This window comes from Pseudomonas putida, from assembly GCF_026625125.1.
GTDB lineage: Bacteria > Pseudomonadota > Gammaproteobacteria > Pseudomonadales > Pseudomonadaceae > Aquipseudomonas > Aquipseudomonas putida_X.
Genome location: NZ_CP113097.1, coordinates 2,026,148 through 2,051,090, shown reverse-complemented (window position 1 = coordinate 2,051,090; position 24,943 = coordinate 2,026,148). Strand labels below are relative to the sequence as shown.

At 62.0% G+C, this 24,943-nt stretch carries 27 protein-coding genes; 13 read left to right on the top strand and 14 right to left on the bottom strand.

The window, feature by feature from the left end:
• The first annotated feature begins 19 nt into the window (after positions 1–19).
• Positions 20–1,363, top strand: coding sequence for an aminodeoxychorismate synthase component I (gene pabB / locus OSW16_RS09375; RefSeq protein ID WP_267822521.1), 1,344 nt, complete (start codon positions 20–22; stop codon positions 1,361–1,363).
• Positions 1,364–1,481: 118 nt separating this feature from the next.
• Positions 1,482–2,216 (top strand): phosphoadenylyl-sulfate reductase, encoded by a 735-nt coding sequence (locus OSW16_RS09370; protein WP_267822520.1) that lies wholly within the window; start codon positions 1,482–1,484, stop codon positions 2,214–2,216.
• A 119-nt stretch (positions 2,217–2,335) separates the two neighbouring features.
• Here the strand turns inward: OSW16_RS09370 and cysB are convergent, their stop codons facing one another.
• From cysB to OSW16_RS09355, 3 genes are all read right to left on the bottom strand, one after another.
• Positions 2,336–3,310: an HTH-type transcriptional regulator CysB gene (gene cysB / locus OSW16_RS09365; RefSeq protein WP_012313669.1), complete on the bottom strand. Its 975-nt coding sequence runs from the start codon at positions 3,308–3,310 to the stop codon at positions 2,336–2,338.
• Between the two features lie 129 nt (positions 3,311–3,439).
• Positions 3,440–3,937 carry a universal stress protein gene (locus OSW16_RS09360; RefSeq protein WP_267822519.1) on the bottom strand — a complete coding sequence of 166 codons (498 nt, stop codon included), beginning with the start codon at positions 3,935–3,937 and terminating at the stop codon, positions 3,440–3,442.
• Positions 3,938–4,040: 103 nt separating this feature from the next.
• Positions 4,041–4,988 (bottom strand): putative 2-dehydropantoate 2-reductase, encoded by a 948-nt coding sequence (locus OSW16_RS09355; RefSeq protein WP_267822518.1) that lies wholly within the window; start codon positions 4,986–4,988, stop codon positions 4,041–4,043.
• Between the two features lie 233 nt (positions 4,989–5,221).
• On the opposite strand from OSW16_RS09355, the gene OSW16_RS09350 reads away from it, so the two are divergent.
• On the top strand, positions 5,222–6,298 hold the full coding sequence (locus tag OSW16_RS09350) for a 3-deoxy-7-phosphoheptulonate synthase (RefSeq protein WP_241803248.1): 1,077 nt from the start codon (positions 5,222–5,224) through the stop codon (positions 6,296–6,298).
• A gap of 63 nt (positions 6,299–6,361) precedes the next feature.
• On the opposite strand, the gene OSW16_RS09345 is transcribed toward OSW16_RS09350, so the two are convergent.
• Positions 6,362–6,643 (bottom strand): GNAT family N-acetyltransferase, encoded by a 282-nt coding sequence (locus tag OSW16_RS09345; protein WP_267822517.1) that lies wholly within the window; start codon positions 6,641–6,643, stop codon positions 6,362–6,364.
• A gap of 181 nt (positions 6,644–6,824) precedes the next feature.
• On the opposite strand from OSW16_RS09345, the gene OSW16_RS09340 reads away from it, so the two are divergent.
• Both OSW16_RS09340 and OSW16_RS09335 read left to right on the top strand, forming a co-directional pair.
• On the top strand, positions 6,825–7,085 hold the full coding sequence (locus OSW16_RS09340; protein ID WP_267822516.1) for a hypothetical protein: 261 nt from the start codon (positions 6,825–6,827) through the stop codon (positions 7,083–7,085).
• 77 nt (positions 7,086–7,162) lie between these two features.
• Entirely contained in the window at positions 7,163–7,414 is a 252-nt protein-coding gene (locus OSW16_RS09335; protein ID WP_003250288.1) for an Lpp/OprI family alanine-zipper lipoprotein, read from the top strand.
• A 140-nt stretch (positions 7,415–7,554) separates the two neighbouring features.
• Here OSW16_RS09335 and OSW16_RS09330 read toward each other — a convergent pair whose 3' ends face one another.
• The 3 genes from OSW16_RS09330 to OSW16_RS09320 form a co-directional block, all read right to left on the bottom strand.
• Entirely contained in the window at positions 7,555–8,532 is a 978-nt protein-coding gene (locus OSW16_RS09330; protein WP_241803245.1) for a L,D-transpeptidase family protein, read from the bottom strand.
• Positions 8,533–8,663: 131 nt separating this feature from the next.
• Entirely contained in the window at positions 8,664–8,945 is a 282-nt protein-coding gene (locus tag OSW16_RS09325) for a hypothetical protein (protein ID WP_039601335.1), read from the bottom strand.
• A 58-nt stretch (positions 8,946–9,003) separates the two neighbouring features.
• Positions 9,004–9,609, bottom strand: a complete 606-nt coding sequence (locus OSW16_RS09320) for an arylesterase (RefSeq protein WP_267822515.1) — start codon at positions 9,607–9,609, stop codon at positions 9,004–9,006.
• A gap of 10 nt (positions 9,610–9,619) precedes the next feature.
• Between OSW16_RS09320 and OSW16_RS09315 the strand changes: the two genes are divergently transcribed.
• The 4 genes from OSW16_RS09315 (at position 9,620) to greB (ending at position 14,263) form a co-directional block, all read left to right on the top strand.
• Positions 9,620–10,303 carry an ABC transporter ATP-binding protein gene (locus OSW16_RS09315; protein WP_267822514.1) on the top strand — a complete coding sequence of 228 codons (684 nt, stop codon included), beginning with the start codon at positions 9,620–9,622 and terminating at the stop codon, positions 10,301–10,303.
• Complete coding sequence (locus tag OSW16_RS09310) at positions 10,303–12,810, top strand: ABC transporter permease (RefSeq protein ID WP_267822513.1); 2,508 nt, start codon at positions 10,303–10,305, stop codon at positions 12,808–12,810. Before OSW16_RS09315 ends, OSW16_RS09310 begins: the two co-directional genes overlap by 1 nt.
• 105 nt (positions 12,811–12,915) lie before the next feature.
• Positions 12,916–13,644 carry a hypothetical protein gene (locus tag OSW16_RS09305; RefSeq protein ID WP_267822512.1) on the top strand — a complete coding sequence of 243 codons (729 nt, stop codon included), beginning with the start codon at positions 12,916–12,918 and terminating at the stop codon, positions 13,642–13,644.
• 115 nt (positions 13,645–13,759) lie between these two features.
• Complete coding sequence (greB, locus tag OSW16_RS09300) at positions 13,760–14,263, top strand: transcription elongation factor GreB (RefSeq protein ID WP_267822511.1); 504 nt, start codon at positions 13,760–13,762, stop codon at positions 14,261–14,263.
• Positions 14,264–14,379: 116 nt separating this feature from the next.
• Here the strand turns inward: greB and OSW16_RS09295 are convergent, their stop codons facing one another.
• From OSW16_RS09295 to OSW16_RS09285, 3 genes are all read right to left on the bottom strand, one after another.
• Positions 14,380–14,688, bottom strand: coding sequence for a hypothetical protein (locus OSW16_RS09295; RefSeq protein WP_241803239.1), 309 nt, complete (start codon positions 14,686–14,688; stop codon positions 14,380–14,382).
• Positions 14,689–14,902: 214 nt separating this feature from the next.
• Positions 14,903–15,337: a DoxX family protein gene (locus OSW16_RS09290; protein ID WP_241803238.1), complete on the bottom strand. Its 435-nt coding sequence runs from the start codon at positions 15,335–15,337 to the stop codon at positions 14,903–14,905.
• A 114-nt stretch (positions 15,338–15,451) separates the two neighbouring features.
• Entirely contained in the window at positions 15,452–16,858 is a 1,407-nt protein-coding gene (locus tag OSW16_RS09285; RefSeq protein ID WP_267822510.1) for a transglycosylase SLT domain-containing protein, read from the bottom strand.
• Positions 16,859–17,014: 156 nt separating this feature from the next.
• Between OSW16_RS09285 and OSW16_RS09280 the strand changes: the two genes are divergently transcribed.
• The 3 genes from OSW16_RS09280 to OSW16_RS09270 all read left to right on the top strand — a co-directional run bounded on the left by OSW16_RS09280 (position 17,015) and on the right by OSW16_RS09270 (position 19,844).
• Positions 17,015–17,812, top strand: a complete 798-nt coding sequence (locus OSW16_RS09280; RefSeq protein WP_267822509.1) for a TatD family hydrolase — start codon at positions 17,015–17,017, stop codon at positions 17,810–17,812.
• Between the two features lie 109 nt (positions 17,813–17,921).
• On the top strand, positions 17,922–19,400 hold the full coding sequence (locus tag OSW16_RS09275) for a methyl-accepting chemotaxis protein (protein WP_267822508.1): 1,479 nt from the start codon (positions 17,922–17,924) through the stop codon (positions 19,398–19,400).
• A gap of 75 nt (positions 19,401–19,475) precedes the next feature.
• Positions 19,476–19,844, top strand: a complete 369-nt coding sequence (locus tag OSW16_RS09270) for an Mpo1-like protein (protein WP_241803234.1) — start codon at positions 19,476–19,478, stop codon at positions 19,842–19,844.
• A 3-nt stretch (positions 19,845–19,847) separates the two neighbouring features.
• On the opposite strand, the gene OSW16_RS09265 is transcribed toward OSW16_RS09270, so the two are convergent.
• From OSW16_RS09265 to OSW16_RS09255, 3 genes are all read right to left on the bottom strand, one after another.
• The gene (locus OSW16_RS09265; protein WP_267822507.1) at positions 19,848–20,645 is read right to left on the bottom strand and encodes an acyl-CoA thioesterase; all 798 of its coding nucleotides are present in this window, start codon (positions 20,643–20,645) and stop codon (positions 19,848–19,850) included.
• Positions 20,646–20,721: 76 nt separating this feature from the next.
• Positions 20,722–21,501, bottom strand: a complete 780-nt coding sequence (locus OSW16_RS09260; RefSeq protein WP_267822506.1) for a CHAD domain-containing protein — start codon at positions 21,499–21,501, stop codon at positions 20,722–20,724.
• A gap of 15 nt (positions 21,502–21,516) precedes the next feature.
• Positions 21,517–21,795, bottom strand: a complete 279-nt coding sequence (locus OSW16_RS09255; protein ID WP_039602373.1) for a hypothetical protein — start codon at positions 21,793–21,795, stop codon at positions 21,517–21,519.
• Between the two features lie 152 nt (positions 21,796–21,947).
• Between OSW16_RS09255 and OSW16_RS09250 the strand changes: the two genes are divergently transcribed.
• Positions 21,948–22,988 carry a patatin-like phospholipase family protein gene (locus tag OSW16_RS09250; protein ID WP_267822503.1) on the top strand — a complete coding sequence of 347 codons (1,041 nt, stop codon included), beginning with the start codon at positions 21,948–21,950 and terminating at the stop codon, positions 22,986–22,988.
• Positions 22,989–23,067: 79 nt separating this feature from the next.
• On the opposite strand, the gene OSW16_RS09245 is transcribed toward OSW16_RS09250, so the two are convergent.
• Positions 23,068–24,939, bottom strand: a complete 1,872-nt coding sequence (locus OSW16_RS09245) for a SurA N-terminal domain-containing protein (RefSeq protein ID WP_267822501.1) — start codon at positions 24,937–24,939, stop codon at positions 23,068–23,070.
• Positions 24,940–24,943: the final 4 nt, after the last annotated feature.

The following is a 24,943-nucleotide window of genomic DNA, read 5'->3' as shown; positions in this document are numbered from 1 at the left end:
TACATCGCCGTCCACTCTGATGCCGACCTGTACGCTCTACCCCCTGCCCTACCAGCCCGACCCCGCCGTGTACTTCGCCCGCCTGCGCCAGGCGCCCGGAGCGATCCTGCTCGACAGCGCCCGGCCAGGCGCCGAGCGCGGCCGCTTCGACCTGCTCAGCGCCTGGCCGCTGCAACACTTGCAGGTACTGCCCGATGAAGATGGCCGCGCCTTCCTGCAACGGCTGCGCGCCAGCCTGAAACAACTTGGCCGTGCCCATTTGCCCGAGGGGGTCGAGCTGCCATTTGCCGGCGGCCTGATCGGCTACCTCAGCTACGACTTCGGCCGACGCCTGGAGCACCTGCCGTGCCTGGCCAAGGATGATCTTGGCCTGCCCGACGCCCAGCTTGGGTTGTATGGCTGGGCGCTGGTGACCGATCACCAGCATGGCACCAGCCAACTGATGTTCCACCCCCAGCTGGCTGATGACGAGCGTGAGCGGCTGATCGCCTTGTTTGAACAACCCGATGACACTGCCAGCGGCGATTTCCACCTGCTCGCCGCCATGACAGGCGACTTGCAGCCTGGGCAATACAAGGCAGCATTCGACCAGGTTCAGCGCTACATACAGGCCGGTGATTGCTACCAGATCAACCTGACCCAACGCTTCCGTGCACCGTGCCAGGGCGACCCCTGGGGCGCCTACCAGGCAGTGCGCAAGGCCTGCCCGACGCCGTTCTCTGCTTACCAGCAACTGGCCGACGGCAGCGCCCTGTTGAGTTTTTCTCCGGAACGCTTCATCCGCGTCAGCCAGGGGCAGGTGGAGACCCGGCCGATCAAGGGCACCCGCCCGCGCTCGGCCGACCCGGCTGAAGACGCCCGCAATGCCGAGGCGCTGCGCCACAGCCCCAAGGACCGCTCGGAAAACCTGATGATCGTCGACCTGCTGCGTAACGACCTGGGCCGCACTTGCCAGATCGGTTCGGTGAGGGTGCCGGAGCTGTTCAGCCTGGAAAGCTACCCCAACGTGCACCATCTGGTCAGCAGCATCACTGGGCAACTGGCCAGCGACAAGGACGCACTGGACCTGATCGGCGACAGCTTCCCTGGCGGCTCGATCACCGGCGCCCCCAAGATCCGCGCCATGCAGATCATCGACGAGCTGGAGCCCAGCCGTCGCGCGCTGTATTGCGGGTCCTTGCTGTACGTGGATGTGCGCGGCGAGATGGACAGCTCCATCGCCATTCGCAGCCTACTGATCAAGGACGGCCAGGTCAGCTGCTGGGGCGGTGGCGCGGTGGTGGCGGACTCCGACTGGCAATCGGAATACGAAGAGTCGATCGCCAAGGTGCGGGTATTGATGGAAACCTTGCAGAGTCTGTAGCCCAGCGCTGGCTGCCCCAGCCGAGGGCCGGCACAGGCACAGCGTCTAGCCTGCCATTTTTTGTTACCATCACTTCATTACGAGCGCACAGCGCCACAGCCAAGATGGAAACCGCCTGATGAGCCAACCCTTCGACGTCGCCGCCCTGGCCGCGACCTACGCCAGCAAATCCCCGCAGGACATCCTCAAGCTCGCCTTCGAGCACTTCGGCGACGATCTCTGGATCTCTTTCAGCGGCGCCGAGGACGTGGTGCTGGTCGACATGGCCTGGAAACTGAACAAGCAGGTCAAGGTGTTCAGCCTCGACACAGGCCGCCTGCACCCTGAGACTTACCGGTTCATCGACCAGGTGCGCGAGCAGTACAACCTGCCGATCGAGATCCTCAGCCCGGACCGCGCCAAACTCGACCCGTTCGTCCAGGAAAAGGGCCTGTTCAGTTTCTATAAGGATGGCCATGGCGAGTGCTGCGGCATCCGCAAGATCGAGCCGCTGCGGCGCAAGCTAGCCACTGTGAGCGCCTGGGCCACCGGCCAGCGCCGTGACCAGAGCCCGGGCACCCGCAGCCAGGTGGCAGCACTGGAACTCGACAGTGCCTTCTCCACACCAGAACGCCCCTTGTACAAATTCAACCCGCTGGCACAGATGACCAGCGCGGAAGTCTGGGGCTACATCCGGATGCTCGAGCTGCCGTACAACAGCTTGCACGAACGCGGCTTCATCAGCATTGGTTGCGAGCCATGCACCCGCCCGGTGCTGCCGAACCAGCACGAGCGTGAAGGCCGCTGGTGGTGGGAAGAGTCGACCCAAAAGGAATGCGGCCTGCACGCCGGCAACCTCATCAGCAAGGCCTGAAGCAGCTGCAAGCTGCAAGCTGCAAGCCTCAAGCTGCAACTCTCCAGCCTCACGAAGAAAGAGCAGCCCACGCGGACTGCTCTTTCTTGAAGCTTGCAGCTTGAAGCTTGAAGCTGCTGTCAATGCACAGGCAACTCAACCCCGGCAAACAGCTCTTCGAGCTCTTGCTTGTTGTGGCACTGGATGGCCTTGGCCATGACTTCACGGGTCAGGTGCGGTGCGAATTTTTCGATGAAATCGCACATGAAACCGCGCAGGAAGGTGCCGCGGCGGAAGCCGATCTTGGTGATGCTGGCCTCGAACAGCTCACTGGCATCGAGCGCCACCAAGTCGCTGTCCAGCTTGCTGTCCACCGCCATCTTCGCCACGATGCCCACGCCCAGCCCCAGACGCACGTAAGTCTTGATCACGTCGGCGTCGGCAGCCGTGAACACCACCTTAGGTGTCAGGCCGCGGTGATTGAAGGCCTCATCCAGCTTGGAGCGGCCAGTGAAACCGAACACATAGGTGACGATCGGGTATTCGGCGACCGCTTCCAGCGTCAGCTTCGGCAATTTGGTCAGCGGGTGGCCCTGCGGCACCACCACGCAGCGGTTCCATTTGTAGCACGGCATCATGATCAGATCGCCAAACAGCTCCAGCGCCTCGGTGGCAATGGCGAAGTCGACGGTACCGTCCGCAGCCATCTCGGCAATCTGCATGGGCGAGCCCTGATGCATGTGCAGGGCCACTTCCGGGTACTGCTTGATGAAGCTGCTGATGACCGGCGGCAGCGCATAGCGCGCCTGAGTATGGGTAGTAGCGATGGACAACGTGCCCTTCTTCTCGTTGGAGAATTCCTGGGCGATTTGCTTGATGCTTTCGACCTTGCGCAGGATTTCGCCAGCGGTATTGATGATGCGCTCCCCCGCGGGAGTGACACGGGTCAGATGCTTGCCGCTGCGGGCAAACACTTCAACACCCAGCTCATCCTCGAGCAGGCGAATCTGCTTGCTGATCCCCGGCTGTGAGGTATACAGACTTTGCGCCGTCGCGGAGACGTTGAGGTCGTGGTGCGCCACTTCCCAGATGTAGCGCAATTGTTGAAGCTTCATAGGTTCCCCTCGAATCAGCGGTAAGTCAGCGGCAGCAGGCAGCGACGATATATAACTATATTAGTGGCTACCGAAATAAAAATAGAACTATTTTGTTACATGCCGCTCCGAAATTGCCCACCACCAGCTTCACGTTTTCCTACGGCCGAGATGCTGCGAAAGTGGCACCATGTACACCGGCACCGTGGCTAACTGCAGCAAGCGCACAGCGGTTCGACCAATCGGCACATCCACCCCGGCCCCGGCGCTGTGGCTGCCAAAAATCAGCAGGTCGACACTCAAACGCTGCGCCTGCTCCAGGATGACCTGAGCCGGATCACCCTGGCGCACCCGAACCGCCTTGATCACCGCCAGGTCCGCGTCCTCGCCTAATTCCTCACGGAAGTTCTCCAGCACACGCTGCTCGATGTTAGCCATCACCGTATTGACGCCCTCACTGTGCAACGCGTCGAGCGTCTGCTCATCGAGGTAGCTTTGCAAAAGGGATTCGGCGAACTGGCCCATGGGCTCTACGGCATGAATCACATACAGTTCCGCGCCGAACGTGCGGGCCAGGGCCAATGCGTGCTGCATGACAAAAGGGGCGTAGACACCGAGGTCGGTGGCGTACAGCATGGAGCGGATCATTCGACCTCCTCGACTGCCGTGGCGGCAGAGCAAGCTTCAGCTTAGCAGCGCGCCGGGCGCTCGCTCGGCCGCCCGGCGCACTGCCAATGCGGGCTGTAGAGGTTCAGCCAGCACGATTGGCGCGGTCGACGAAAGCCAGTGCCTGGTAGAGCATCTGCATGCGCGGCAGGCTGCAGCCTGCCGCTTGTGCCCGGGCCAGAGGCTCGGCATAGATAGCCTGGAGTTCCAGCGGCCGCTGCTGGACGTGATCGTGGTACATGCTCGGCCAGTAGTCGGGCATCTGCTCGGTGATCCGGAACAAGTGCTCGGCATAACCGGCTGGCAGCTCATGACCGCAGGCAGCAGCGCCCTGAACCACCTCGGCCATCAGCGCCCGAACAAGCTCACGGCTGTCAGCATCGGCCATCAGCGGCGAAGTACTGGCACCGAGCAACACCGAAAGGCCGTTGTAGGGGACGTTCCACACCAGCTTCTGCCAGCGCGCCTGGCCGAGGTCGTCCATGGCCTGGGAGTCGACACCCGCAGCGCGGAACAGCCTGGCGCCCTCCTCTACGATGCTTACCCCCCCATCGCTGGCGGGGCCGCTGTGATAACCCAGGTTGACTGCACCCAGTGCCTGATGGCGTATCACACCAGGGCTCACACGGTTGACACAGATGAAGCATAAGCCACCGAGCAAGTGCAGATTGCCGGGCAACGCTGACCGCAGCTGTTCCTCGACACCCAAACCGTTCTGCAGCAGCACCACCTTGGCATCGGGTGCCGAAGCCTGCGCAATCAGTGGCGCCAATTCGCCATTGCTGGTGGCCTTTGTGCCTACCAGCAACCAGTCGCACGGCGGCATGTCGGCAACGTTGGAATACGCCTGAACCGGCATCCGCCAGTCGCCGTGCACAGCGCTTTCCAGCCTCAGGCCATGCGCCCGAACCTCCGCAAATTCGCTGCGCAGCAGAAAATGCACGTCGAACCCGGCCCGCGCCAGCATCAGGCCATAAAAGCCGCCGATGGCACCACTGCCAATAATGCCGATGCGTGGTTTGCGAGGGTCCATGCTGATCTCCTGATCAATGTCGGTGTGCTTTTCTACACCGATTGAGGTGTTTTGCGCACCTAAATAGCAGTACAAGCTTATTGCACCAGGGAAAAACCCTGCACAGGCGCACTGCAGCCCATTGTCGCGCCCCCTGTAACGCGCTAAGGTTCGGCTCCCCGCTGCGAACATTCTTGCTGCTGGGCCGCACGGGGATTGCTGGCGGCCGGCACCGTGACCTGACGAGTAACACGATGGCTGATTTACCGATCGACGACCTTAACGTTGCCTCCAACGAGACCTTGATCACCCCCGATCAGCTCAAGAAGGAAATCCCCCTCAGCGCCAAAGCCTTGCAGACCGTTACTGCCGGCCGCGAAGTGGTGCGCAATATCCTCGACGGCAAAGACCATCGCCTGTTCGTAGTGGTCGGCCCCTGCTCCATCCACGACATCAAGGCCGCTCACGAATACGCCGAGCGTCTCAAGGTGCTGGCAGAGGAAGTTTCCGACACGCTGTACCTGGTAATGCGTGTTTACTTCGAGAAGCCGCGCACCACGGTGGGCTGGAAAGGCCTGATCAACGATCCTTATCTGGATGACTCGTTCAAGATCCAGGACGGCCTGCACATTGGCCGCCAACTGCTGCTGGACCTGGCCGAGATGGGCTTGCCGACCGCCACTGAAGCGCTCGACCCGATCTCACCGCAGTACCTGCAGGACCTGATCAGCTGGTCGGCCATTGGCGCGCGCACCACCGAATCCCAGACCCACCGTGAGATGGCCTCGGGCCTCTCCTCGGCGGTTGGCTTCAAGAACGGCACCGATGGCGGCCTGACCGTGGCCATCAATGCCCTTCAGTCGGTATCCAAGCCACATCGCTTCCTGGGCATCAACCAGGAAGGTGGCGTATCCATCGTTACCACCAAGGGCAACCCGTACGGCCACGTAGTACTGCGTGGCGGCAATGGCAAGCCGAACTACGATTCGGTGAGCGTTGCGCTGTGCGAGCAGGACCTGGCCAAGGCGAAGATCAAGGCCAACATCATGGTCGACTGCAGCCACGCCAACTCCAACAAGGACCCGGCCTTGCAGCCGCTGGTCATGGAGAACGTCGCCAACCAGATCCTCGAAGGCAACCAGTCGATCATTGGCCTGATGGTCGAAAGCCACCTGAACTGGGGCGCCCAGTCGATCCCGAAGAATCTGGAAGATCTGCAGTACGGCGTATCGGTCACCGACGCCTGCATCGACTGGCCTGCCACCGAGAAAACCCTGCGCAGCATGCACGCCAAGCTCAAGGATGTATTGCCCCAGCGCAAGCGCGGCTGAGCGTTGCCAGAAAACGAAACGCCGGGCATTGCCCGGCGTTTTTGCATGTAGAGACCAGCCCGGTCAGGCCTTGCTCGGATGACGCTGCTTGCGCTCCATGTAGCGCTCAACGTACGAGCAGGAAGGAATCACCGTGTAGCCCATCTGGTCGGCGTACTCCAGGGCCTTTTCGGTCAGCGCTGCAGCGATCCCTCGGCCGCGCAGGGCGTTTGGAACGAATGTGCGATAGATATCCAGCGTCTGCTTGCCCAGATCCATGTACGTCAGGTAGGCACGATGACCGTCCACGTTGGTCTCGAACTGATGACCGGCCTGGTCATGGTGGATGGTCAGCGCTTCACTCATCACTACTCCTCGCAGGTCTTTTGGGCAGACCTTTACCTTAACCGATGGTGGTGTATCCGGCGGAGGAACCCATTCGTGCAGAGCCTGCGCCACCTCTTGCCCCTTCGACCGCAGCCCGGTTGCAATGGTTCTTCCGGGCCCGGCCATCAAATAGTAGGCACGGCACCCCGGATTGCTCAAGGTGGCATCGGTTAAAAGTCACCGCCATGGGCAGCAAACCCTGCACGAACTGACCAGCAACATCGGCCGGACACTCTTGGGCGTTAGACGCACAGTGACCTTTAAAGTCACCGTTAGTTCAACAAAAAAGTTCCCTTACAACAATCGCTTGCGCCGCCTGCAGTGGCTGTTCGGAAAAAGCCTGGAAACCTTGTCAACCACCCCCTTCAGCAACATTTTTTTTACCATTCTTGCGTTCAGTCAGTTTACTTACTACAAGTAATGGGTACTATGTACGCCGGCCAGTTTCTCTTTCCTGAGAGATGGCTATTTAATAGAAAGTCCTTGAAGGGGAACACGATGAACAACGTTCTGAAATTCTCTGCTCTGGCTCTGGCCGCAGTTCTGGCTACCGGTTGCAGCAGCGTATCCAAAGAAACCGAAGCTCGTCTGACTGCGACTGAAGACGCAGCAGCTCGCGCTCAAGCCCGCGCTGACGAAGCCTACCGTAAGGCTGACGATGCAATGGCAGCCGCTCAGAAGGCTCAGCAGACCGCTGACGAAGCCAACGAGCGCGCCCTGCGTATGCTGGACAAAGCCAGCCGCAAGTAATAGTCCTCACGGATTGTTAAGAAGCCGACCCACTAGTGGGGTCGGCTTTTTTATTGCCGCTACAAAAGCAAACAGCACAAATGAAAAAGCCTGCACCAGGCGTTTGACCTGAGCAGGCTTGAGTCCTGTCGCCCTAAGGCTTACTGCAGTTCTGGAGGAATGCTCGACACCATCGGAGCCGCACCCTGGTTGTCGACAGGCACGGCAATTTCTACCGGCATACCATCTTCTGCGGCGACCACGTCGCGAACCATGTCCCAGTTCATGCGCACGTTGTTGGCGAGGTCTTCACGCTTGAGCAGCGCATTGATGACCGCAGTGTGCTTGTCGACCACCGAAGGATCGCCGTGGTCGTCCAGCGGCGTATGCGCTTCGAGGTATACCTTGCCACCACTGATGCCGAACTTGTACGGCTCGTTGATGATGCGCACCGGGGTACCGACGGGGACCATCTTCGACAGTTCCAGCACATTGTTGTTGAACATGCGGAAGCAGCCGTGGCTGGTGCGCATGCCAATGCCGAACTTCTTGTTGGAGCCGTGAATCAGATAACCCGGCACGCCCAGGGTGAACTTGTAAGGCCCCAGCGGGTTGTCTGGCCCGGCCGGCACCACGGTCGGCAGGATGTCACCATCGGCGGCGTGTTCGGCGCGGATCGAAGCCGGTGGCGTCCAGGTCGGGTTCGGGGTCTTGGCAATGATCTTGGTGTTGGCAATGGGGGAACCCCAGCCTTCACGACCGATGCCCAGCGGGAAGGTGTACACCACGCTCTGCCCTTTCGGGAAGTAGTACAGCCGGTATTCGGCAAGGTTGATGACCACGCCCTCGCGAGGCCCCGGCGGGAGCACATAACGGGTCGGCAGGATGATCTCGGTACCGGCGCCCGGTAGCCATGGGTCCACCCCCGGGTTGGCGGCGATCATCTCCAGGTAGCCGAGGTCGTTGGCAGTGCCGATGTCGGCAAAGGTGTCCTCGTACTTGGCCTTGATCACCTGCACCTGGCCAACGACGTCTTCACCGGGAGGCGGCAACGGCAACTCCAGGGCAACGGCGGGGCCTGCTACCAGCAGGCCGGCCAGGGTCAGGCAGCGGGTGACGGCGGGAAAGCGCGGCAACATCCGGTAAATCCTTCGAAAGGTGGGTCAAGAGAATCGATTGTACACCCCCACCGGACCAAGCGGGAGCCACAGGGGGTTTCCATGCGTTTCAGATGATGAAAGGCGCTCGCAGTTTCAGGCCAAGGGCCGCATCAAAGTTGCGGCCATACCGGGCGCATGCCGCGGCGCTGCGCGTCGAGAATCGCCCGGCACAGGTCGCACAGACGGCCGTCACGGTAGATAGAGCGCGGCACGCCGGACCAGCGGGGCTGTGCCGGTAGCAAGCCACCACACAGGGTGCGATCGACCGGCACACCCAGTTCGAGCTGCCGGGCGACAAGGTGAACGCGGATTTCCTGGCAGGCGAACAGATCGAGCTGCTCATCGGGCTCGATCAGTTGGTAGGCGTACAAGGACCAGGCAGGGCGCGGCATTGGGGGCTCTCGAAACGGGGGGCGCAACATTAGCCGAAAGCCGGCCCCGTTTAAAGCGTCAGAGCAAGGGTTTTATCGCTGGCCAGGCATTTTCCAGCAAGCGCTGCTGGGCCCCCTGCGCCGGATGGATGCCATCGGCCTGCATCATCTCTGGCACACCCCCTACGCCCTCCAGGAAAAACGGCACCAGCGCCACCTGTTTCTCCGCTGCCAGCTGTTCATACACCTTGGCGAACGCCGTGGTGTAGCGCACTCCGTAATTGGGCGGCAGACGCATGCCCAGGAGCACGACCTTGGCCCCGGCCTCGCGTGACCGCTCGATCATCGAGGCAAGATTTTGTTGCAATTGCTCTGGCGGCTGCCCGCGCAGGCCATCGTTGCCGCCCAATTCCAGCACCACCAAGCTAGGCTTGTGCGCTGCAAGCAGCGCCGGCAGCCGCGCCTGGCCCCCTGCACTGGTGTCGCCGCTGATCGAGGCATTGACCACGCGATCATCGAAACCTTCGTCCTTGAGCCGGGTCTGCAACAAAGAGACCCACCCTTGGCGGGTATCCAGGCCAAAACCGGCACTGATACTATCGCCGACAACCAGCAATGTTCCCGCCGCGGCGCTCTGGGCCAGGCAATACAGGGCCAGACCGGCACTCAACCACCATACTCGCATTGGATTCTCCATGGGCCCTAGCATTCTCGTTGCGCAGAACCTTAGCAAAGTGGTCCCCAGTGCGGAAGGTGACCTGACCATCCTGCACGCACTCTCCCTCGACCTCGCCCAAGGTGACAGCCTGGCCATCGTCGGCGCCTCCGGTTCGGGCAAGTCGACCCTGCTCGGGCTGCTCGCCGGCCTCGATCGCCCCAGCGCCGGCAAGGTCATCCTCGCCGGGCACGACCTCGGGCCGCTGGACGAAGACCAGCGCGCCCGGGTACGCGCCGAGCACGTCGGTTTCGTCTTCCAGTCGTTCCAGCTGCTCGACAGCCTCAATGCCCTGGAGAACGTCATGCTGCCACTGGAACTGGACGGCCGCCGAGATGCTCGCGAACAGGCCCGCACCCTGCTCGAACGTGTCGGCCTGGGCAAGCGCCTGACCCACACGCCACGCCAGTTGTCCGGTGGCGAACAGCAGCGGGTGGCCATTGCCCGGGCCTTCGCCGCCCAGCCTGCGGTGCTGTTCGCCGACGAACCCACCGGCAACCTCGACGGCCACACTGGCGAGCGTATCAGCGACCTGCTGTTCGACCTGAACAAGGAACGCGGCACCACTCTGGTTCTGGTTACCCATGACGAACGCCTGGCCAGCCGCTGCCGGCGCCTAATACGACTGGAAGCAGGCCGCCTGGTGGCGCCGGTGGAGGCCTGATGAAGCACATGCCGCTTTCCCGCTTGTGCGGCCTGGCGCTGCGCCAGTTGTTGCGCGACATCCGCGCCAGCGAAGTGCGCGTGCTGTTCTTCGCCCTGCTCGTGGCTGTAGCCGCCAGCACCGCCATCGGCTATTTCGGCGCTCGCCTCAATGGCGCCATGCAGTTGCGCGCCAGCGAGTTCCTGGGCGCCGACCTGGTATTGCAAGGCAGTGCGCCAGCGCGTCAGGAGCAGATCGACGCCGGTACCGCCCTGGGGCTGCGCCACGCCCGGGTCGTGGAGTTCACCAGCGTGGTCGGTGGTGACGCCGGCATTCAGCTGTCGAGCATCAAAGCCGCCGATGGCGCCTACCCCCTGCGTGGCCAGGTACGCAGTGCACCGGCGCCTTATGCCAAGGAGACACCCGGTGGCGGCCCGCCGCCGGGCGAGGTCTGGATCGAGCCGCGCTTGCTCGCTGCCCTTGGCCTGAGCATTGGCGACAGCATCGATGTCGGCATGAAGACCCTGCGCATGAGCCGCGTACTGACCTACGAGCCGGACCGCGCCAACAATTTCTACAGCCTCACCCCGCGGGTGATGATGAACCTCGCCGACCTTGAGGCCACCGGGGTCATTCAGCCCGGCAGCCGGGTCAGCTACCGTGAGCTGTGGCGCGGGGATGCGCAGCCCCTGGCACAGTACCGCCAGGGGCTGGAGAAGACGCTTGCGGCCAACCAGCGCCTGCTCGACACCCGCGATGGTAACCGGCAGATCGGCGGCGCCCTGGGCAAGGCCGAGCGCTACCTGAACATGGCTAGCCTGGTGGCGGTGCTGCTGGCAGGGGTCGCCGTGGCACTCTCGGCCAGCCGCTATGCGGCCCGGCGCCTGGACGCCAGTGCACTGCTGCGCTGCCTGGGGCTGTCCCGCCATCAGGCATTGGGCCTGTACTGCCTGCAACTGGCCATGCTGGGCCTGCTGGCGGCGCTGGTGGGCGCCCTGCTCGGCTGGCTGGCGCAACTGGGCCTGTTCCGCCTGTTGCACGGCCTGCTGCCGAGCGTGGTGCCGCCTGGCGGCATCGTCCCGGCCCTGGCCGGCATCGCCACCGGGCTGGTCGCCCTGGCCGGTTTCGCCCTGCCCCCGCTCGCGGCACTGGGCAAGGTGCCACCGCTGCGTGTACTGCGCCGTGATCTGCTGCCCGTACCGCCCAGCAGCTGGCTGGTCTATGGCGCCGCCCTGTTCGCACTGGGCCTGATCATGTGGCGCCTGAGCCTCGACCTGCTGCTGACCTTCGCCCTGCTTGCAGGCGGGTTGCTTGCCGCACTGGTACTGGGCGGCCTGCTGCTGGTTGGGCTGCGCAGCCTGCGGCAACTGCTGGCAGGCGCCCCGCTACCCTGGCGCCTGGGCTTGGGCCAGTTGCTCCGCCACCCCATGGCTGCCGCAGGCCAGGCACTGGCGTTTGGCCTGATCCTGCTGGCCATGGCCCTGGTCGCCTTGCTGCGCGCCGAGTTGCTCGACACCTGGCAGGCTCAACTGCCCAAGGACGCCCCCAACTATTTCGCCCTGAACATCCTGCCCGACGACCGTGAGCCCTTTGCTCAGCGCCTGCACGAGGTGAACGCAGCCTCCGCGCCGCTCTATCCGGTGACGCCTGGCCGGCTGATCCAAATCAACGAGCAGCCCGTGCAACAGATCGTCAGCAAGGATTCGGCCGGCGAGCGTGCAGTTCAGCGCGACCTCAGCCTGACCTGGGCCGCCGACCTGCCGGCAGGCAATGCCTTGACCGCCGGGAATTGGTGGCGGGCGCTACCGGCTGGCGATGAAATCCCTGGCGTTTCGGTCGAGGCGGAACTTGCCGCCAGCCTGAAGGTGCAACTGGGCGACCTGTTGACCTTCGACATTGGCGGCGAACAACGCCAGGCACGGGTCAGCAGCCTGCGCAGCGTGCACTGGGACAGCTTCCAGCCGAACTTCTACATGATCTTCCAGCCGGGTACCCTCCAGGGGCTGCCGACCACCTACCTGACCAGCTTTTACCTCGCGCCGGGTCTTGACCTGGATGTAGTGGCCCTGTCGCGGGCCTTCCCGGCGGTGACCATCCTGCAAGTCGATGCCTTGCTGGAGCAGCTACGCAGCATCCTCGCCCAGGTTACCCTGGCGGTGGAATATGTATTGCTGTTCGTCCTGGCGGCGGGGTTGGCCGTGCTGTTCGCAGGCTTGCAGGCAACGCTGGATGAACGCATTCGCCAAGGCGCGCTGCTGCGCGCACTGGGCGCCGCACGGCCGTTGCTGGTGAAAGCGCGGCGTATCGAGTTCGGGCTGCTGGGTGCGGCCAGCGGTGCGTTGGCAGCGCTAGGCTGTGAGTTGATTACCTTGGTGCTATACCGCTATGCGTTCGACCTGCAGTGGGCTCCCCATCCGTGGCTGCTGGTACTGCCACTGGCGGGCGCGCTATTGGTAGGCGGGGCTGGCGTGCTGGGGACACGGCGAGCGCTTAATGCCAGCCCGTTGGCGGTGCTTCGGGAGGGGTAGTATCTGAAGAGCTTGCTGCAAGCAGCGGCCATATCGAGATGCGGGCGTCATTTATTGAGAGTGGAGACAGAAATATCGGCCAGGCATTTAGGATAGAGAACAACGATGATTGACGCGACCAATATAAAAAAGGTCAGCTGGGGTCTACTGGGTGTATTTGTATTTTTTCTCGCCTTGGGACCTTCAAAGCTAAAGTTTTTCTGGCCTGCTTTTTTCATGATTTCCCTCGCCGCACTCGGGTGGACGCTACACCTGATTTACACGTGCGAGAAATTCACGACCTATATTCTGTCACTCGTACTCACTACGACCGGGATATTCTCATTGTTATCCTGCAACTTGGCCTATCATGCTGCTACAAGGTTCTGGAGCGGGGCCGATGGCGCTGCCTTCCAGATCGCACTGGCCCCAATGGCAATCACAGCATTGACATACCTAGTCTTGGTTAACGGAAAACCGTCATTTCACCCTTTCGAGCATGACGGGATCAAAGTCCAGCCTCGCCCACAAAGAAAGCAGAAACCGTCGACAGTATACAGTCCTCTGTTCATGGCTGGGGTGACCACCTTGGCGGCAAGTGCTTTTACCAAAGAAATCGGGATTCTTACCTCCGAACTGGTCGCCTCATTCGGACTGCTGGCTTGCTCCATGACTCTATTATTTTATGCACGCCACATAATCAGGGGAGTACGCAGCCTTCGCAACCAAGAGAAAACCATGCCCAAACCGTACACATTCATGCACATCGAAGGAATTCGTAAAGCCCGAAGCCATTGGTGGATGAGCAGGTTGTTTAAGTGGATTGCTTCATGGCGCGCATCCCCAGGCGCATGATTTCTCGTGATTACTGCGAGCAGGCAATTCAAGGCTGATACAGAAAAGCGATGGCTTCGGATAAATTACCCACCTTGGACCAGGTACCTGGCACTGACTAGATAACAGGCGAAATATGGCAACTAATCTTATCACCGAAGCTGGCTATCAATCCTTGAAGGATGAATTGGATTGGCTTTGGCGCGAAGAGCGACCTGAGATTACTAGAAAGGTAACCTGGGCGGCATCTTTGGGCGACCGAAGTGAAAATGCGGACTACCAGTACAATAAGAAACGACTGAGGGAAATAGATCGCCGGGTAAGATACCTCCGAAAACGGATCGAAGGTCTTCGCGTTGTTCCTTACTCACCTACCCAAGAAGGCAAGATATTTTTTGGGGCTTGGATAACCATTATCAACGAAAATGACGAGACTAAAATATTTCGTATTGTCGGCGGCGATGAGATTTATGACAGAAAGGGTTTCATCTCCATCGATTCACCGATGGCTCGAGCATGCATTGGCAAAAGTGTAGGGGATGAGATTTTGGTACACACTCCCACGGGCGTTGCTTACTGGGAGGTTACCCATATTGAGTACAAAGAGGCGGAGGCTAGTCCCCGGTTTATCAAGCCCTGACGACGCCGCCAAGATCAGCCAACCCTGCGTGAAGAGCCAGGATGCAGTGTTGGCTGTGCCACAGAAGGACTCGCTGACTAAGCACAGATGCTCAAAGGCTAGATGCAGCACGTACCTCAGCGTCGGGTAATCAGGCCCTGGCGTGCGATGCGGGTGAGATGGCCAATCACTTCGGCAGCGTGCTGTGCGGCAGGTGCCTGGATCACCGCCAGATCGAAGCGGTCGTTGCCGAACTGCTCCAGCCGGCACGCGGTTTCGGCAAACTGGATGAGGAAGGCGCGGGCCTGGCCTTTGCGACGGGACAAGCCTTCAAGATGACGCAAAAGCGTAGGCTGATGCTGGCCACCGAGCAGGATGCGCGGTGTGCGGGTAGCCTGGCTGGCAGGCAGTGGGCTCAAGCAGACACTGGTACGTGGGCAACTCATGGAGTATTTCTCCGCCTCGCAAATCCCGCTGGGCAGCGGTGGGAGGCGTCACCGAACCAGCGCTTTAGCGGTATTTCGGATGACCCGGGGCTGGGCTTTCCTGCGCCCCGCAAGTAGCTGTTTAAATCGGCGCAGGCGGTATGCTAGAGCTACAAGCGGCAAGCTGCAAGCCCCAAGCTGAAAGTCATCAACTCAAGGCCTGCAGCATGAGGCTTCAGCGGGCGATCAAGCGGTCCAGAGAGAAACGACCAGCGCCTTCGATCAGTACCGCGACGGTACCCGCCAGCAAAGCCAGGGCGAACTCATAGCCATTGTTGGACATGAACAGGCCGTTGCCGATGTGTACCGAAAAGATTGCCACCACCAGCGTCACTGTCAGTGCCAGCGCCGCCGGGCGAGCCAGCAGGCCGATCACCAGGGCCAGGCCGCCGAAGAACTCGGCGCTGCCGGACAGCAGGGCCATCAGGTAGCCGGGGGCCAGGCCGATGCTCTCCATCCACTGGCCAGTGCCCTCCAACCCGTAGCCACCGAACAGGCCGAAGAGTTTCTGTGCGCCGTGCGCCATGAAGATGATGCCGACCAGGATGCGGACCACGCTCAAGCCCAGGCCAGCGCGAGTGGAAAGCAGTTTGATGATTGCGTTGTTCATTGGGTGACTTCCTTGAAAGCTGCGATGTTGTGTTGGGATGGGCGCCATAATAATCGACCAAACAGATATTAAAATCGCAAAAAACCCAACATATAAATCGAATAGATCGATAAATCAGCGTTTACCGCTTCGCTCCAACGTTGCACGTTCACGGTTGAACGCCAGGAAGTACTTGTTCACGCTATTGACGAAGTTGACTGGCCCCATGCCCACCTGCTCCATCGCAACCCGTTCGGTCTGGAAGAACCATTGATTGCCATTGAGCCCACGCTTGCGGGCCTCGACACGCATGGCCTGGACCCGCTCGGGCCCAAGGTTGTAAGCGGCCAGCACGAAGGCCATGCGCTCACGCTCGTTGATCTTCGGGCTGGCGAAGAACTTGCGGCGAATCAACGCCAGGTAACGGGCACTGGCCTGGACATTGCCATCAACCGTTGCGGTATTGCTGACCCCGACCCGTTGCGCCGCGGCAGGGGTGATCTGCATCAGGCCATGCGCCCCGCCACTGCCGCGCGCCGCCGGGTTGAGGGTCGATTCCTTGAAGGCCAACGCAGCCAGGTTCAGCCAGTCGATCTGTTGCGCCTGGCCATGCTTCTGCAGCACCGCCCGGACTGACGCAAGGCGTTGACGGTCCTTGCGTGCGAGCGGGTTGTGCACGCGGTACTGGCGCCGATAGATGCGTTCAAAGGCCGCATCCTGGTTCTCGGGCGCCCGGTAGCCCTGCAGGAAGCGATCGACCGTAGCCTGCAGCAGCGTCGCATCGCGCCGCACATACCAGCGCATGGCTTGTGGCGGGCCCAGTTGCAGCCGGCTATGCAGGCGCAGGCGCGGCATTACCCGGGCCCAGCGCAGCGCGATCGGCCGCTCGACCACGGTCAGGTGATAGATGCCGGCCTGGACCATCTCCAGCACGTCCTCCACCGCCAGTGTCGAGTCGACCCATTCGATCTTGACCGGTGGGCGCTTGCGCAGCGCCAGGCGCTGGTTGATCTGCTGGATCAGCGCACCGGCGGCGCTGGCACTGGTCAACGCCACAGTGCGCCCGGACAACTGCTCGACACGGGTGAAACTGCGCTCGCCCTTGCGCCCTACCAACCACAACGGCACTTGGTCCAGGACCGGAGCGCTGCTGGCCACGCCGCCGACCAGGCTCGGGTCGAGCAACTCGCCCGGGGCGGCCAGGTCGCCTTCACCGCGCTGCAGAGCCCCGAGCAGTTGCTCTTTGGCTCTGGGGATGAGTTTGAGCCGTACCTGCTGTCCGTCGCCGGTCCGGGCGTTGAGGTAATGCTCAAGCGCACGCAAGCGGTAGTACTCGATACCGACGGGCTCGCCCTTGACCTCACCGGAGCTGTTGCGGCTTTGGTTGACCAGTACCCGCAGCACCTTGCTGGCGCGGATCTGTTCAAGGTCACGGGCCTTGTTCACCGGCACGGTGTGCTGCGGCCCCGGCAGGCGTGCGTAAGCCGGACCGACGAGCATCAGGCCAAGCGTCAGCAGCAGGGTGAGCAGGGATCGCAGCATGCGAAAACGTGTCCGAGGTCGGTGGGCAGCATCCATGTGTACGAGCCGCTCGTGATAAATGACGGTAAAAGACCCTGGCAAACGCCTGAAGTTCTTGGTTTTTCCGAAAATCACGCATTTTGCTATGCTGGCCGTCCCGCGGCACGAGGTAGCACCATGCAACTGATCGATATCGGCGTCAACCTGACCAATAGCAGTTTCCACGACCAGCAGGCCGCCATCGTCGAGCGCGCCATCGAAGCCGGCGTTGGGCAGATGATCCTTACCGGCACCAGCCTTGCGGTCAGCGAGCAGGCGCTTGAACTGTGCCAGCAACTGGACCCCGCCAGCGAGCACCTGTTCGCCACCGCCGGCGTACACCCGCACGACGCCAAAGCGTGGGATGCCAACAGCGAGCCGCGACTGCGCCAGTTGTTGAGTGAGGCGCGTGTGCGCGCCGTTGGCGAGTGCGGGCTGGATTTCAACCGCGACTTCTCCCCTCGCCCACTTCAGGAAAAAGCCCTGGAAGCTCAATTAGCGCTGGCCGCCGAGTTGCGCCTGCCGGTGTTCCTGCATGAGCGTGATGCGAGTGAGCGTTTGCTGGCGATTGTGAAGAACTACCGCGACCATCTGCCCGCCGCCGTAGTGCATTGTTTCACCGGCGAGCGCGACGCGCTGTTCGCCTACCTGGACATGGACCTGCACATCGGCATCACCGGCTGGATCTGTGACGAACGCCGCGGTACGCACTTGCACCCACTGGTGGGCAACATTCCCCGGGGGCGCCTGATGCTGGAAAGTGATGCCCCGTATCTGCTGCCGCGCAGCCTGCGACCGAAACCCAAGAGCGGGCGCAACGAGCCGGCGTTTTTGCCAGAAGTGCTGCGGGAGGTGGCGTTACACCGGGGCGAATCTGTCGAAGAGACCGCAACGCATACCACGGCAACGGCTCGGGCATTTTTCCAGCTGGCTTGATCGGGCATAAACGGTTTGTTGATACACGTCAAAACCTCCCAGGCGTGAGCGGGCACAATGATGGCACCTTGCCAATAATGTTTCCGCTCAACTCAGAGAAGACCTACCCATGGGTGCCTGGCTTAGCAATATTTCCCTGAAGTACAAATTCTGGGCCGTCAACGCAGTGGCCTTTGTCACCACCTTGATGCTGGTGCTGTTTGCCGTGTATCTGGAGCAGCGAGCCCGCGCTGAAGCGGTGCAGGCCCAGACGCAGTCCCAGGCAGAGCTGCTCGCCGCATGGCCGGCAGAGCGTGCCCTGCCCCGCCAGGCCAACGTGATCACCTGGCAACCCGGCCAGACCCCGACCTTTGCCGGCCAAAGCCTGGAGCCCCTGCGCCATGCACAAGGCTGGGTAGCCCTCCCGGGCGACTGGATCCTGGGCGATAACCCACTACGCGGCGCCCAGGTACTGCGCCATGGCGACCAGCAGGTAGCGGTACTGGCCCAGGCACCGAGCGTGCGCCAGGTGTTCCTTGACCGTTTTGCCAACTACGCGGTTTGTGTGCTGATCCTGATGCTGGCAATGCTCTGCGCCTCGCAACTGTTGATTCGTTTCCTGCTGAGCCAACTCAACACCCTCAAGGACGTCATGCTCCACGTGGAAAAAACGGGTGACCTGTCGGCCCGCGTGCCTCTGTCTTGTGGCGACGAAGTGGGCCAGATGGCCGGCGCCTTCAACGCCATGCAGTCGACCTACCACCGTGTGGTCAGCACCGTGGCACGCACCGCCGCGCAACTCGATTCGGGCGCCGCACGCCTGGCCTCGAGCATGAACGAGGTGCGCCACGGCATGCTCGGCCAGCAGAGCGAGACCGACCAAGCAGCTACCGCGATCAACGAGATGTCAGCCACCGTGCATCATATCGCCCAACATGCCGGCGCCACGCGCGACCTGTCGCAGACCGCCGACGTCCTTGCCGGCAGCGGCAAGCATGTCGTCGACCGCGTGCAGGACTCGATTGCAGGGCTGTCCAGCGGCGTGCAGCAGACCGCCGAGATGATCCGCCAACTGGCCGAGGACAGCCAAAAGATCAATGGCGTGGTCAACGTCATCCACAGCATCGCCGAACAGACCAACCTGCTGGCACTGAACGCCGCCATCGAAGCAGCGCGTGCCGGCGACCTGGGCCGTGGCTTTGCGGTGGTCGCCGATGAAGTGCGCAGCCTGGCCAAACGCGTGCAAACCTCCACCGACGAAATCACCGGCATGGTTGCCGACCTGCAAGCCGGTACCCGGGATGCGGTGGAGTTCATGCAGGAAAGCTCTTACAAAGCTGACGACTGCGTGCGCCAGGCCCAGGAAGCCGGCGCAGCGCTGGCCGAAATCACCGGCGCGGTGGCGCAGATGCGCGAGAGCAACACCCAGATCGCCGTCGCCGCCGAACAGCAAAGCCAGGTGGCCGAAGAAATGAACCGGGCGGTAGTCAGCATCCGCGACGTTACCGAGGAAACCGTACAGCAGACTGTCGATTCGGCCACCACCAGCAGCGAACTGGCAACCCTGGCCGGCGAGCTGAACAAGGCCATCGGCCAACTCAAACTATAATCACCATAGCCAGCCTCGATTGGCTGTGACCACTGGGCCGCACTAAGCTTTGGGCATGACCGTGAGGACCTGCCCATGAGCAAACGACTGCCCAACTTGCCCGCCTGGCAATGGCGCGGCTATCACCACAACCACCGCCACCCGACCAACCTGGTGCTGCACCTGATTGCCGTGCCGCTGTTCATCCTCGGTGCTCTGCTCGTGCTGTCAGGCTTGTTCGCTCTGGACCTTGGCCAGATCGCTGTCGGCATCATCGCCCTGATCGCCGGCCTAGGCCTGCAGCGCCACGGCCACCGCCTGGAGGCCGAGCAGCCAGAACCCTTCGCCAACCGCAAGGACGCCCTGCAGCGCCTGCTGACCGAGCAATTCATCACCTTCCCGCGCTTTGTGCTCAGCGGTGCCTGGTGGCGGGCCTGGCGCGAACGGCACAGACATCGGCGTTGACGCTCAGGCGAACACCGTGACCGTCTGGCGGCTCAAGGCCAGCAATTCGCCTTCAGCCGTCCACAGGGCAGCTGCGGCATGCCCGTACCCATCGCGGGCGTGTTCGGTCTCGACGCAGTAGCGGCACCAGTCCAACGTCGACAGGCTGGCAACCGGCTGGATGAATTCGATGGTCCAGGTCAGCGTGCTGCCTGCTGCGGGCTGCTTCAGGTACGGCATGAGGCTGGGTGGCCAGGCATCGACAAGCGCCAACAGGTGGGCCTCGTTGATCTGCTCCTGGGCAACATCCCGCAAGCGCACCCAACCGCCCATGTGGCGTGACTGATTACCGCTGAACGGCAGCCCGCCAATTGCCCAGCGCAGGGCTACATGGCGCATGAACTCTGGTGTGACACCTTTGATGTAAGGAAGCTCCGGGGCGGCTTGCTCAAGTGCCTTCATCTCCATGGCCGGCTCGGCAGGCACCTGCACCACCGATGGCCGCGCGGCACCGAAGTTGCCCTGGACCAAGGTCACCACCTGGTCATCCTGAATGGCTCGACCCAGCACGGTGCTGACCGCTTTGCCCTCGCGCAGCACTTCGACTTCGAAACGGATCGCAACGTCGGGCGCGGCGGGGGCGACGAAACTGACGGCCAGCGACCGCACCGGGCGGCTATCGGCGAGCTTCAGGCGCATGGCCTCATACACCATGGCAGCCATCAGGCCACCGAATACGGCACGCCCTTGGGCCCAGTCGGGCGGGACACTGACGCTATCGGGATGCGCTCGCACGGCGTCGAGCAGTTGGTTGAAATTCATGGGCCGGCTCCTGCAGCAGCGAAAGGTGTCAGCCAATACTAGCGAGCAACCTTGCGTCGAACAGCCCGCATATCGGTCATTTGCCGGGCTTGCGCCGTTCCAGTGCTGCCTGCAAGGCAGCCAGTGTCACATCGGACTGGCGCTCGGCGTCATCGAGCTCCCGCTCCCAATCGACTTTGCAGGGCGCAAGGTCCTCATGCGATTGAGCCTGCAACAGCCATTGCAGGCGGTCATGCCAATTACCCAAATCGCCCTGGGCTTGTTTGAGCAGGCGCTGCAACTGCTTCCCGGCATGATCGAGTTGTGGGTAGGCCTGGTCCCCATAGCGCACCCGCTTGATCAACAAGCGCAGGCGATGACGGTCGTGGGCCGGGTCCTGCAAGGCTTCGTGCAGCTTGCGCCATTGCTTGACCAGGCGTTTGTCGACGCGTTTACGCAGGCACTTGGCCAACCCTTCACGGCCCGCGGCGCGCAGAAACAGCGGAAAGGCATCGAGGATGGCCAGCACCCGGCTCAGTTGCGGGCTGGCGGCCACGCCGGCAAAGGTGGCAGCGCGCCCTTGCAGACGCCGCTGCCCCGCTTGGACAACGCCGCGCTGGATCAACTCGCCCGCCAGTACCTCGCGGTCACGTAGCGGCGTGGTCAAGGTGCCAAGGGCTCTCGCAGCGTCCTCCAGCTGCTCGACCCCCGGCAAGCCCCTCAGCGGCCGCAACAGGCTGCGCAAGCGCCTCAGGCCTATGCGCAGATCGTGCAAGGCTTCGCTGTCGGTATCGGCAGCAAGGCGCTCGCGACAAGCCAGCAGGCGCACCTGCAAGGCCACTACCTGGGCAACCACATGGTCGAGCATGCTGGACATTACAGCACTCCTCGGTCAGCGCCCGGCGCGCGACTCACGAATGTAGAAACGCGCCTTTTCGGCTTTCTTGGTGCAACCCTCAAACCCTTCGAACTGCTGCTGGGTCTTGGCCCCGGTCAACAACGACAACGCCTTGGAATAGCTGACGGTACCGGCAAAGCCTTCAGCCTTGGCCAGGTCGAGCTCCTTCCAAGCGGCATCGAGCTGCGACGCGCAGCTGTCACGGTAAGCCGTCTTGCCCGCGCAGCCGGCAAGGGCCAGGGCAATCAGAGGAAGGCAGATCCAGGCTTTCATCGGTAATACCTCGGAGGTTGAATACGGTGGCTGTTCGACGCTTGGGCACCTGAAAAGTGCCGCGCTCGGCAGGTTTTGCCTAGAGTCTACATTGAAGCACAGGCAACGCTCGGTGCATTGTAGGGCCATGGATGCAAAAGCCGGGGAAGATCATGAGCAAACGTGTAGCACTGGTGTTGGGGTCGGGGGGCGCGCGGGGTTATGCCCATATCGGCGTGATCGAAGAAATCGAACGGCGCGGCTACGAAATCGCCTGCATTGCCGGTTGCTCGATGGGCGCGGTGGTCGGGGGGATTTACGCGGCGGGCAAGCTCGATGAATACCGCAACTGGATCGAAAGCCTGGATTACCTGGACGTACTGCGACTGGTCGATGTCAGCTTCCGCCTTGGTGCCATTCGCGGCGACAAGGTGTTTGGGCAGATCCGCAAGATCGTCGGCGAAATCAATATCGAACAATTGCGCATCCCCTACACGGCAGTGGCCACCGACCTCACCCACCAGCAGGAGATCTGGTTCCAGGAGGGCTGCCTGCACCAGGCAATGCGCGCCTCGGCGGCAATTCCAAGCCTGTTCACGCCGGTAATGCAGGGCAACCGCATGCTGGTCGACGGCGGCATCCTCAATCCGCTGCCGATCGTGCCGGTCGTGTCCAGCCACTGCGACATGATCATCGCGGTAAACCTCAACTCCACCAACCAGAAGCAGTACCAGTTGCCTGTCATCGAGCGGCCGGCAGCGTTCAGGATGCGCTTTGACGCACTGATCAGTTCGCTGGGGGCGCGCATGCCGTTCCGACGCAAGCCCGCCGAGGAACTGATGCGCATCGAGCAGGAGATCACTGGCGAGGGTCTGGTGCCACCCAACCCCTGGCTGAGCGATACGGCCGACCCAGAAGCCCAGCAACCGGCGGCGGCACCGCAAAGCGAGGGTGCGCCAAAATCCGCCACGGGGTCGATCATCGTCGACAACGTGGGACCAGCGTCGCTGCTGGACCTGATCAACCAGAGCTTCGAGGTCATGCAGACGTCGTTGGCGCAATACAAGATCGCGGGGTATCCACCGGACGTACTGATCAACGTACCCAAGCGGGTATGCCGGTTCTTCGAGTTCTACAAGGCGCCGGAACTGATTGCCTTGGGCCGGGAGATAGCGCGGGATACGCTGGATAACTACGAGGGCGAAAAGCGCTGAAGCGCCCCCGGCGCTTACCCCGTGCCCCAGAAACGAAACAGGCCGCATCATGCGGCCTGTTTCGTTACCAGAGTGTCACTCAGTAGCGAGTGATGTCCGCACTGCCTTCCAGCTGCTTGCGGTATGCCGCAAAGTCCTGCTGGCCCGCACGCGAAGCGAGATAGCGGCGGATCTGCTGCTTCTCTTCATCGCTGGCGGCGGCACCGTCGTTGACGCCTTTGAGCTGCAACACGACCAGGCTGCCATCGGCCAGTACCACGCTGCCATATACCGGCTCGCCCTTGGCTTGCGGCTTGGGCAGGCGGAACAGCGCCTGCAACTCGGCCGGGTCGATACCGTCCTGGCTGCGGGTGACTGCTTCGTAGGCCTTCCAGCTCTGGCCTTCCTGGGCAGCATCTGCAGCGACCGAGCCGTCACGCAGGCCGGCGATCAGTTTGTCCGCCTTGACCTTGAGCTCGGCGGTCGCCTTCTCCTTGGCCAGGTGTTCGCTGATGTTCTTGGCCACGGCTTCGAGCGGCATCTGCTCCGGCTTGCGGTGCTCCTTGACGCGCAATACCACGGTGGTCTCAGGGTCCAGCTCGATGGCGGTGCTGTTTGCAGCCTCCTCCAGCACTTCCTCGGAGAACGCGGCCTGGACCACGGCACGGTTGGCCGTGATGCCCTCACCGCCTTCACGGCCGAATGGCGCCGAAGTATGCACCTTGAGGTTCAGGTCCTGGGCGGGCTGGGCCAGGTCGGCAGCCTCGTAGGCAGCATCCTGCAGCTGCTTGCTGGCATCGACATAGCGCTGCTCGACCAGCGGAGTCTTCAGGTCTCGCGTGAGCTTGTCCTTCAGGCTGGCGAAACTCGGGACTTCCGGCGCCTGCTTACCCAGCAGCTTGATCAAGTGATAACCGAACTGGGTACGTACTGGTGCTGACACCTGGCCATCGTCGAGCTTGTACAGAGCGTCCTCGAAGGCCGGGTCATACACACCCGGGCCGGCGAAACCTAGGTCGCCACCGCTGTTGGCCGAACCCGGGTCCTGGGAGAACTCCTTGGCCAGCTTGGCGAAGTCTTCACCTTTGGCCAAGCGTTGCTCGATCTCTTCGATGCGAGCCTTGGCCTGGGCATCGGTGACCTTGTCATTGACCTCGATCAGGATGTGCGCAGCGTGGCGCTGCTCGGCCAGGTTGGCGATTTCCTTCTCGTACTGGGCCTTGAGCTCGTCGTCGGTAACCTTCACCTGATCGAAGAATGCCGACTTCTTCAGCTCGACATAGTCGATGACCACTTGATCCGGCGTCATGAACTCCTTGGCATGCTGTTCATAATGAGCCCTGACCTCGTCATCGCTGACCTTGACCGCAGCCGGGTTGGCCTTGAAGGTCAACGAAGCGAAGTCGCGGGTCTGGCTTTCCAGGCGAGCGAAGGCGTCGACCTGCTGGTCGGTAACGAAGCTGCTGCCGGCAATACCCGTGCGGATCTGGCCGATCAGCATTTCTTCGGCAAGCATCTCGCGGAACTGCAAACGGCCATAGCCCATCTGGCGGATGACCTGGTCGAAACGGTCGGCGTTGAACTTGCCATCAACCTGGAATTCCGGCGTCTGCAGGATCACTTGATCCAGCGCGGCCTCACTGAAGGCGAACTTGGCATCTTCGGCACCCTGCAACAGCAGCTTGCGTTCGATCAGCCCTTTGAGCGCAGCATCGCGCAGCAATTTCTCATCCAGCAGAGCCGGGTCGAAATCCTTGCCCAGCTGTTGCATCAGCTGGCGGCGCTGCATGTCGGCCGCTTGGCTCAGCTCGTTCTGGCTGATGGTCTGGCCGTTCACCTTGGCGGCGTCCTGGCTATGGCTGGCGGCCTGGAAAATGGCTTCGAAGCCCGTCAACGCCATCAACACAACGATGAGGCCAATGATGGTCTTGGCAATCCAACCTTGTGAATTGTCCCTGATATTTTGCAGCATGCGT

What these genes read in the sequence shown, in the direction of transcription:
- OSW16_RS09360 (WP_267822519.1), bottom strand. Translation starts at nt 3,937, where the DNA reads ATGATCCGCTCCATGCTGTACGCCACCGACCTCGGTGTCTACGCCCCT.
- OSW16_RS09275 (WP_267822508.1), top strand. Translation starts at nt 17,922, where the DNA reads ATGGGTGCCTGGCTTAGCAATATTTCCCTGAAGTACAAATTCTGGGCC.
- OSW16_RS09325 (WP_039601335.1), bottom strand. Translation starts at nt 8,945, where the DNA reads ATGCCGCGCCCTGCCTGGTCCTTGTACGCCTACCAACTGATCGAGCCC.
- OSW16_RS09330 (WP_241803245.1), bottom strand. Translation starts at nt 8,532, where the DNA reads ATGTTGCCGCGCTTTCCCGCCGTCACCCGCTGCCTGACCCTGGCCGGC.
- OSW16_RS09315 (WP_267822514.1), top strand. Translation starts at nt 9,620, where the DNA reads ATGGGCCCTAGCATTCTCGTTGCGCAGAACCTTAGCAAAGTGGTCCCC.
- OSW16_RS09280 (WP_267822509.1), top strand. Translation starts at nt 17,015, where the DNA reads ATGCAACTGATCGATATCGGCGTCAACCTGACCAATAGCAGTTTCCAC.
- OSW16_RS09285 (WP_267822510.1), bottom strand. Translation starts at nt 16,858, where the DNA reads ATGCTGCGATCCCTGCTCACCCTGCTGCTGACGCTTGGCCTGATGCTC.
- OSW16_RS09350 (WP_241803248.1), top strand. Translation starts at nt 5,222, where the DNA reads ATGGCTGATTTACCGATCGACGACCTTAACGTTGCCTCCAACGAGACC.
- OSW16_RS09335 (WP_003250288.1), top strand. Translation starts at nt 7,163, where the DNA reads ATGAACAACGTTCTGAAATTCTCTGCTCTGGCTCTGGCCGCAGTTCTG.
- OSW16_RS09355 (WP_267822518.1), bottom strand. Translation starts at nt 4,988, where the DNA reads ATGGACCCTCGCAAACCACGCATCGGCATTATTGGCAGTGGTGCCATC.
- OSW16_RS09255 (WP_039602373.1), bottom strand. Translation starts at nt 21,795, where the DNA reads ATGAAAGCCTGGATCTGCCTTCCTCTGATTGCCCTGGCCCTTGCCGGC.
- OSW16_RS09345 (WP_267822517.1), bottom strand. Translation starts at nt 6,643, where the DNA reads ATGAGTGAAGCGCTGACCATCCACCATGACCAGGCCGGTCATCAGTTC.
- cysB (WP_012313669.1), bottom strand. Translation starts at nt 3,310, where the DNA reads ATGAAGCTTCAACAATTGCGCTACATCTGGGAAGTGGCGCACCACGAC.
- OSW16_RS09320 (WP_267822515.1), bottom strand. Translation starts at nt 9,609, where the DNA reads ATGCGAGTATGGTGGTTGAGTGCCGGTCTGGCCCTGTATTGCCTGGCC.
- OSW16_RS09305 (WP_267822512.1), top strand. Translation starts at nt 12,916, where the DNA reads ATGATTGACGCGACCAATATAAAAAAGGTCAGCTGGGGTCTACTGGGT.
- pabB (WP_267822521.1), top strand. Translation starts at nt 20, where the DNA reads ATGCCGACCTGTACGCTCTACCCCCTGCCCTACCAGCCCGACCCCGCC.
- OSW16_RS09250 (WP_267822503.1), top strand. Translation starts at nt 21,948, where the DNA reads ATGAGCAAACGTGTAGCACTGGTGTTGGGGTCGGGGGGCGCGCGGGGT.
- OSW16_RS09310 (WP_267822513.1), top strand. Translation starts at nt 10,303, where the DNA reads ATGAAGCACATGCCGCTTTCCCGCTTGTGCGGCCTGGCGCTGCGCCAG.
- greB (WP_267822511.1), top strand. Translation starts at nt 13,760, where the DNA reads ATGGCAACTAATCTTATCACCGAAGCTGGCTATCAATCCTTGAAGGAT.
- OSW16_RS09260 (WP_267822506.1), bottom strand. Translation starts at nt 21,501, where the DNA reads ATGTCCAGCATGCTCGACCATGTGGTTGCCCAGGTAGTGGCCTTGCAG.
- OSW16_RS09290 (WP_241803238.1), bottom strand. Translation starts at nt 15,337, where the DNA reads ATGAACAACGCAATCATCAAACTGCTTTCCACTCGCGCTGGCCTGGGC.
- OSW16_RS09245 (WP_267822501.1), bottom strand. Translation starts at nt 24,939, where the DNA reads ATGCTGCAAAATATCAGGGACAATTCACAAGGTTGGATTGCCAAGACC.
- OSW16_RS09265 (WP_267822507.1), bottom strand. Translation starts at nt 20,645, where the DNA reads ATGAATTTCAACCAACTGCTCGACGCCGTGCGAGCGCATCCCGATAGC.
- OSW16_RS09295 (WP_241803239.1), bottom strand. Translation starts at nt 14,688, where the DNA reads ATGAGTTGCCCACGTACCAGTGTCTGCTTGAGCCCACTGCCTGCCAGC.
- OSW16_RS09370 (WP_267822520.1), top strand. Translation starts at nt 1,482, where the DNA reads ATGAGCCAACCCTTCGACGTCGCCGCCCTGGCCGCGACCTACGCCAGC.
- OSW16_RS09270 (WP_241803234.1), top strand. Translation starts at nt 19,476, where the DNA reads ATGAGCAAACGACTGCCCAACTTGCCCGCCTGGCAATGGCGCGGCTAT.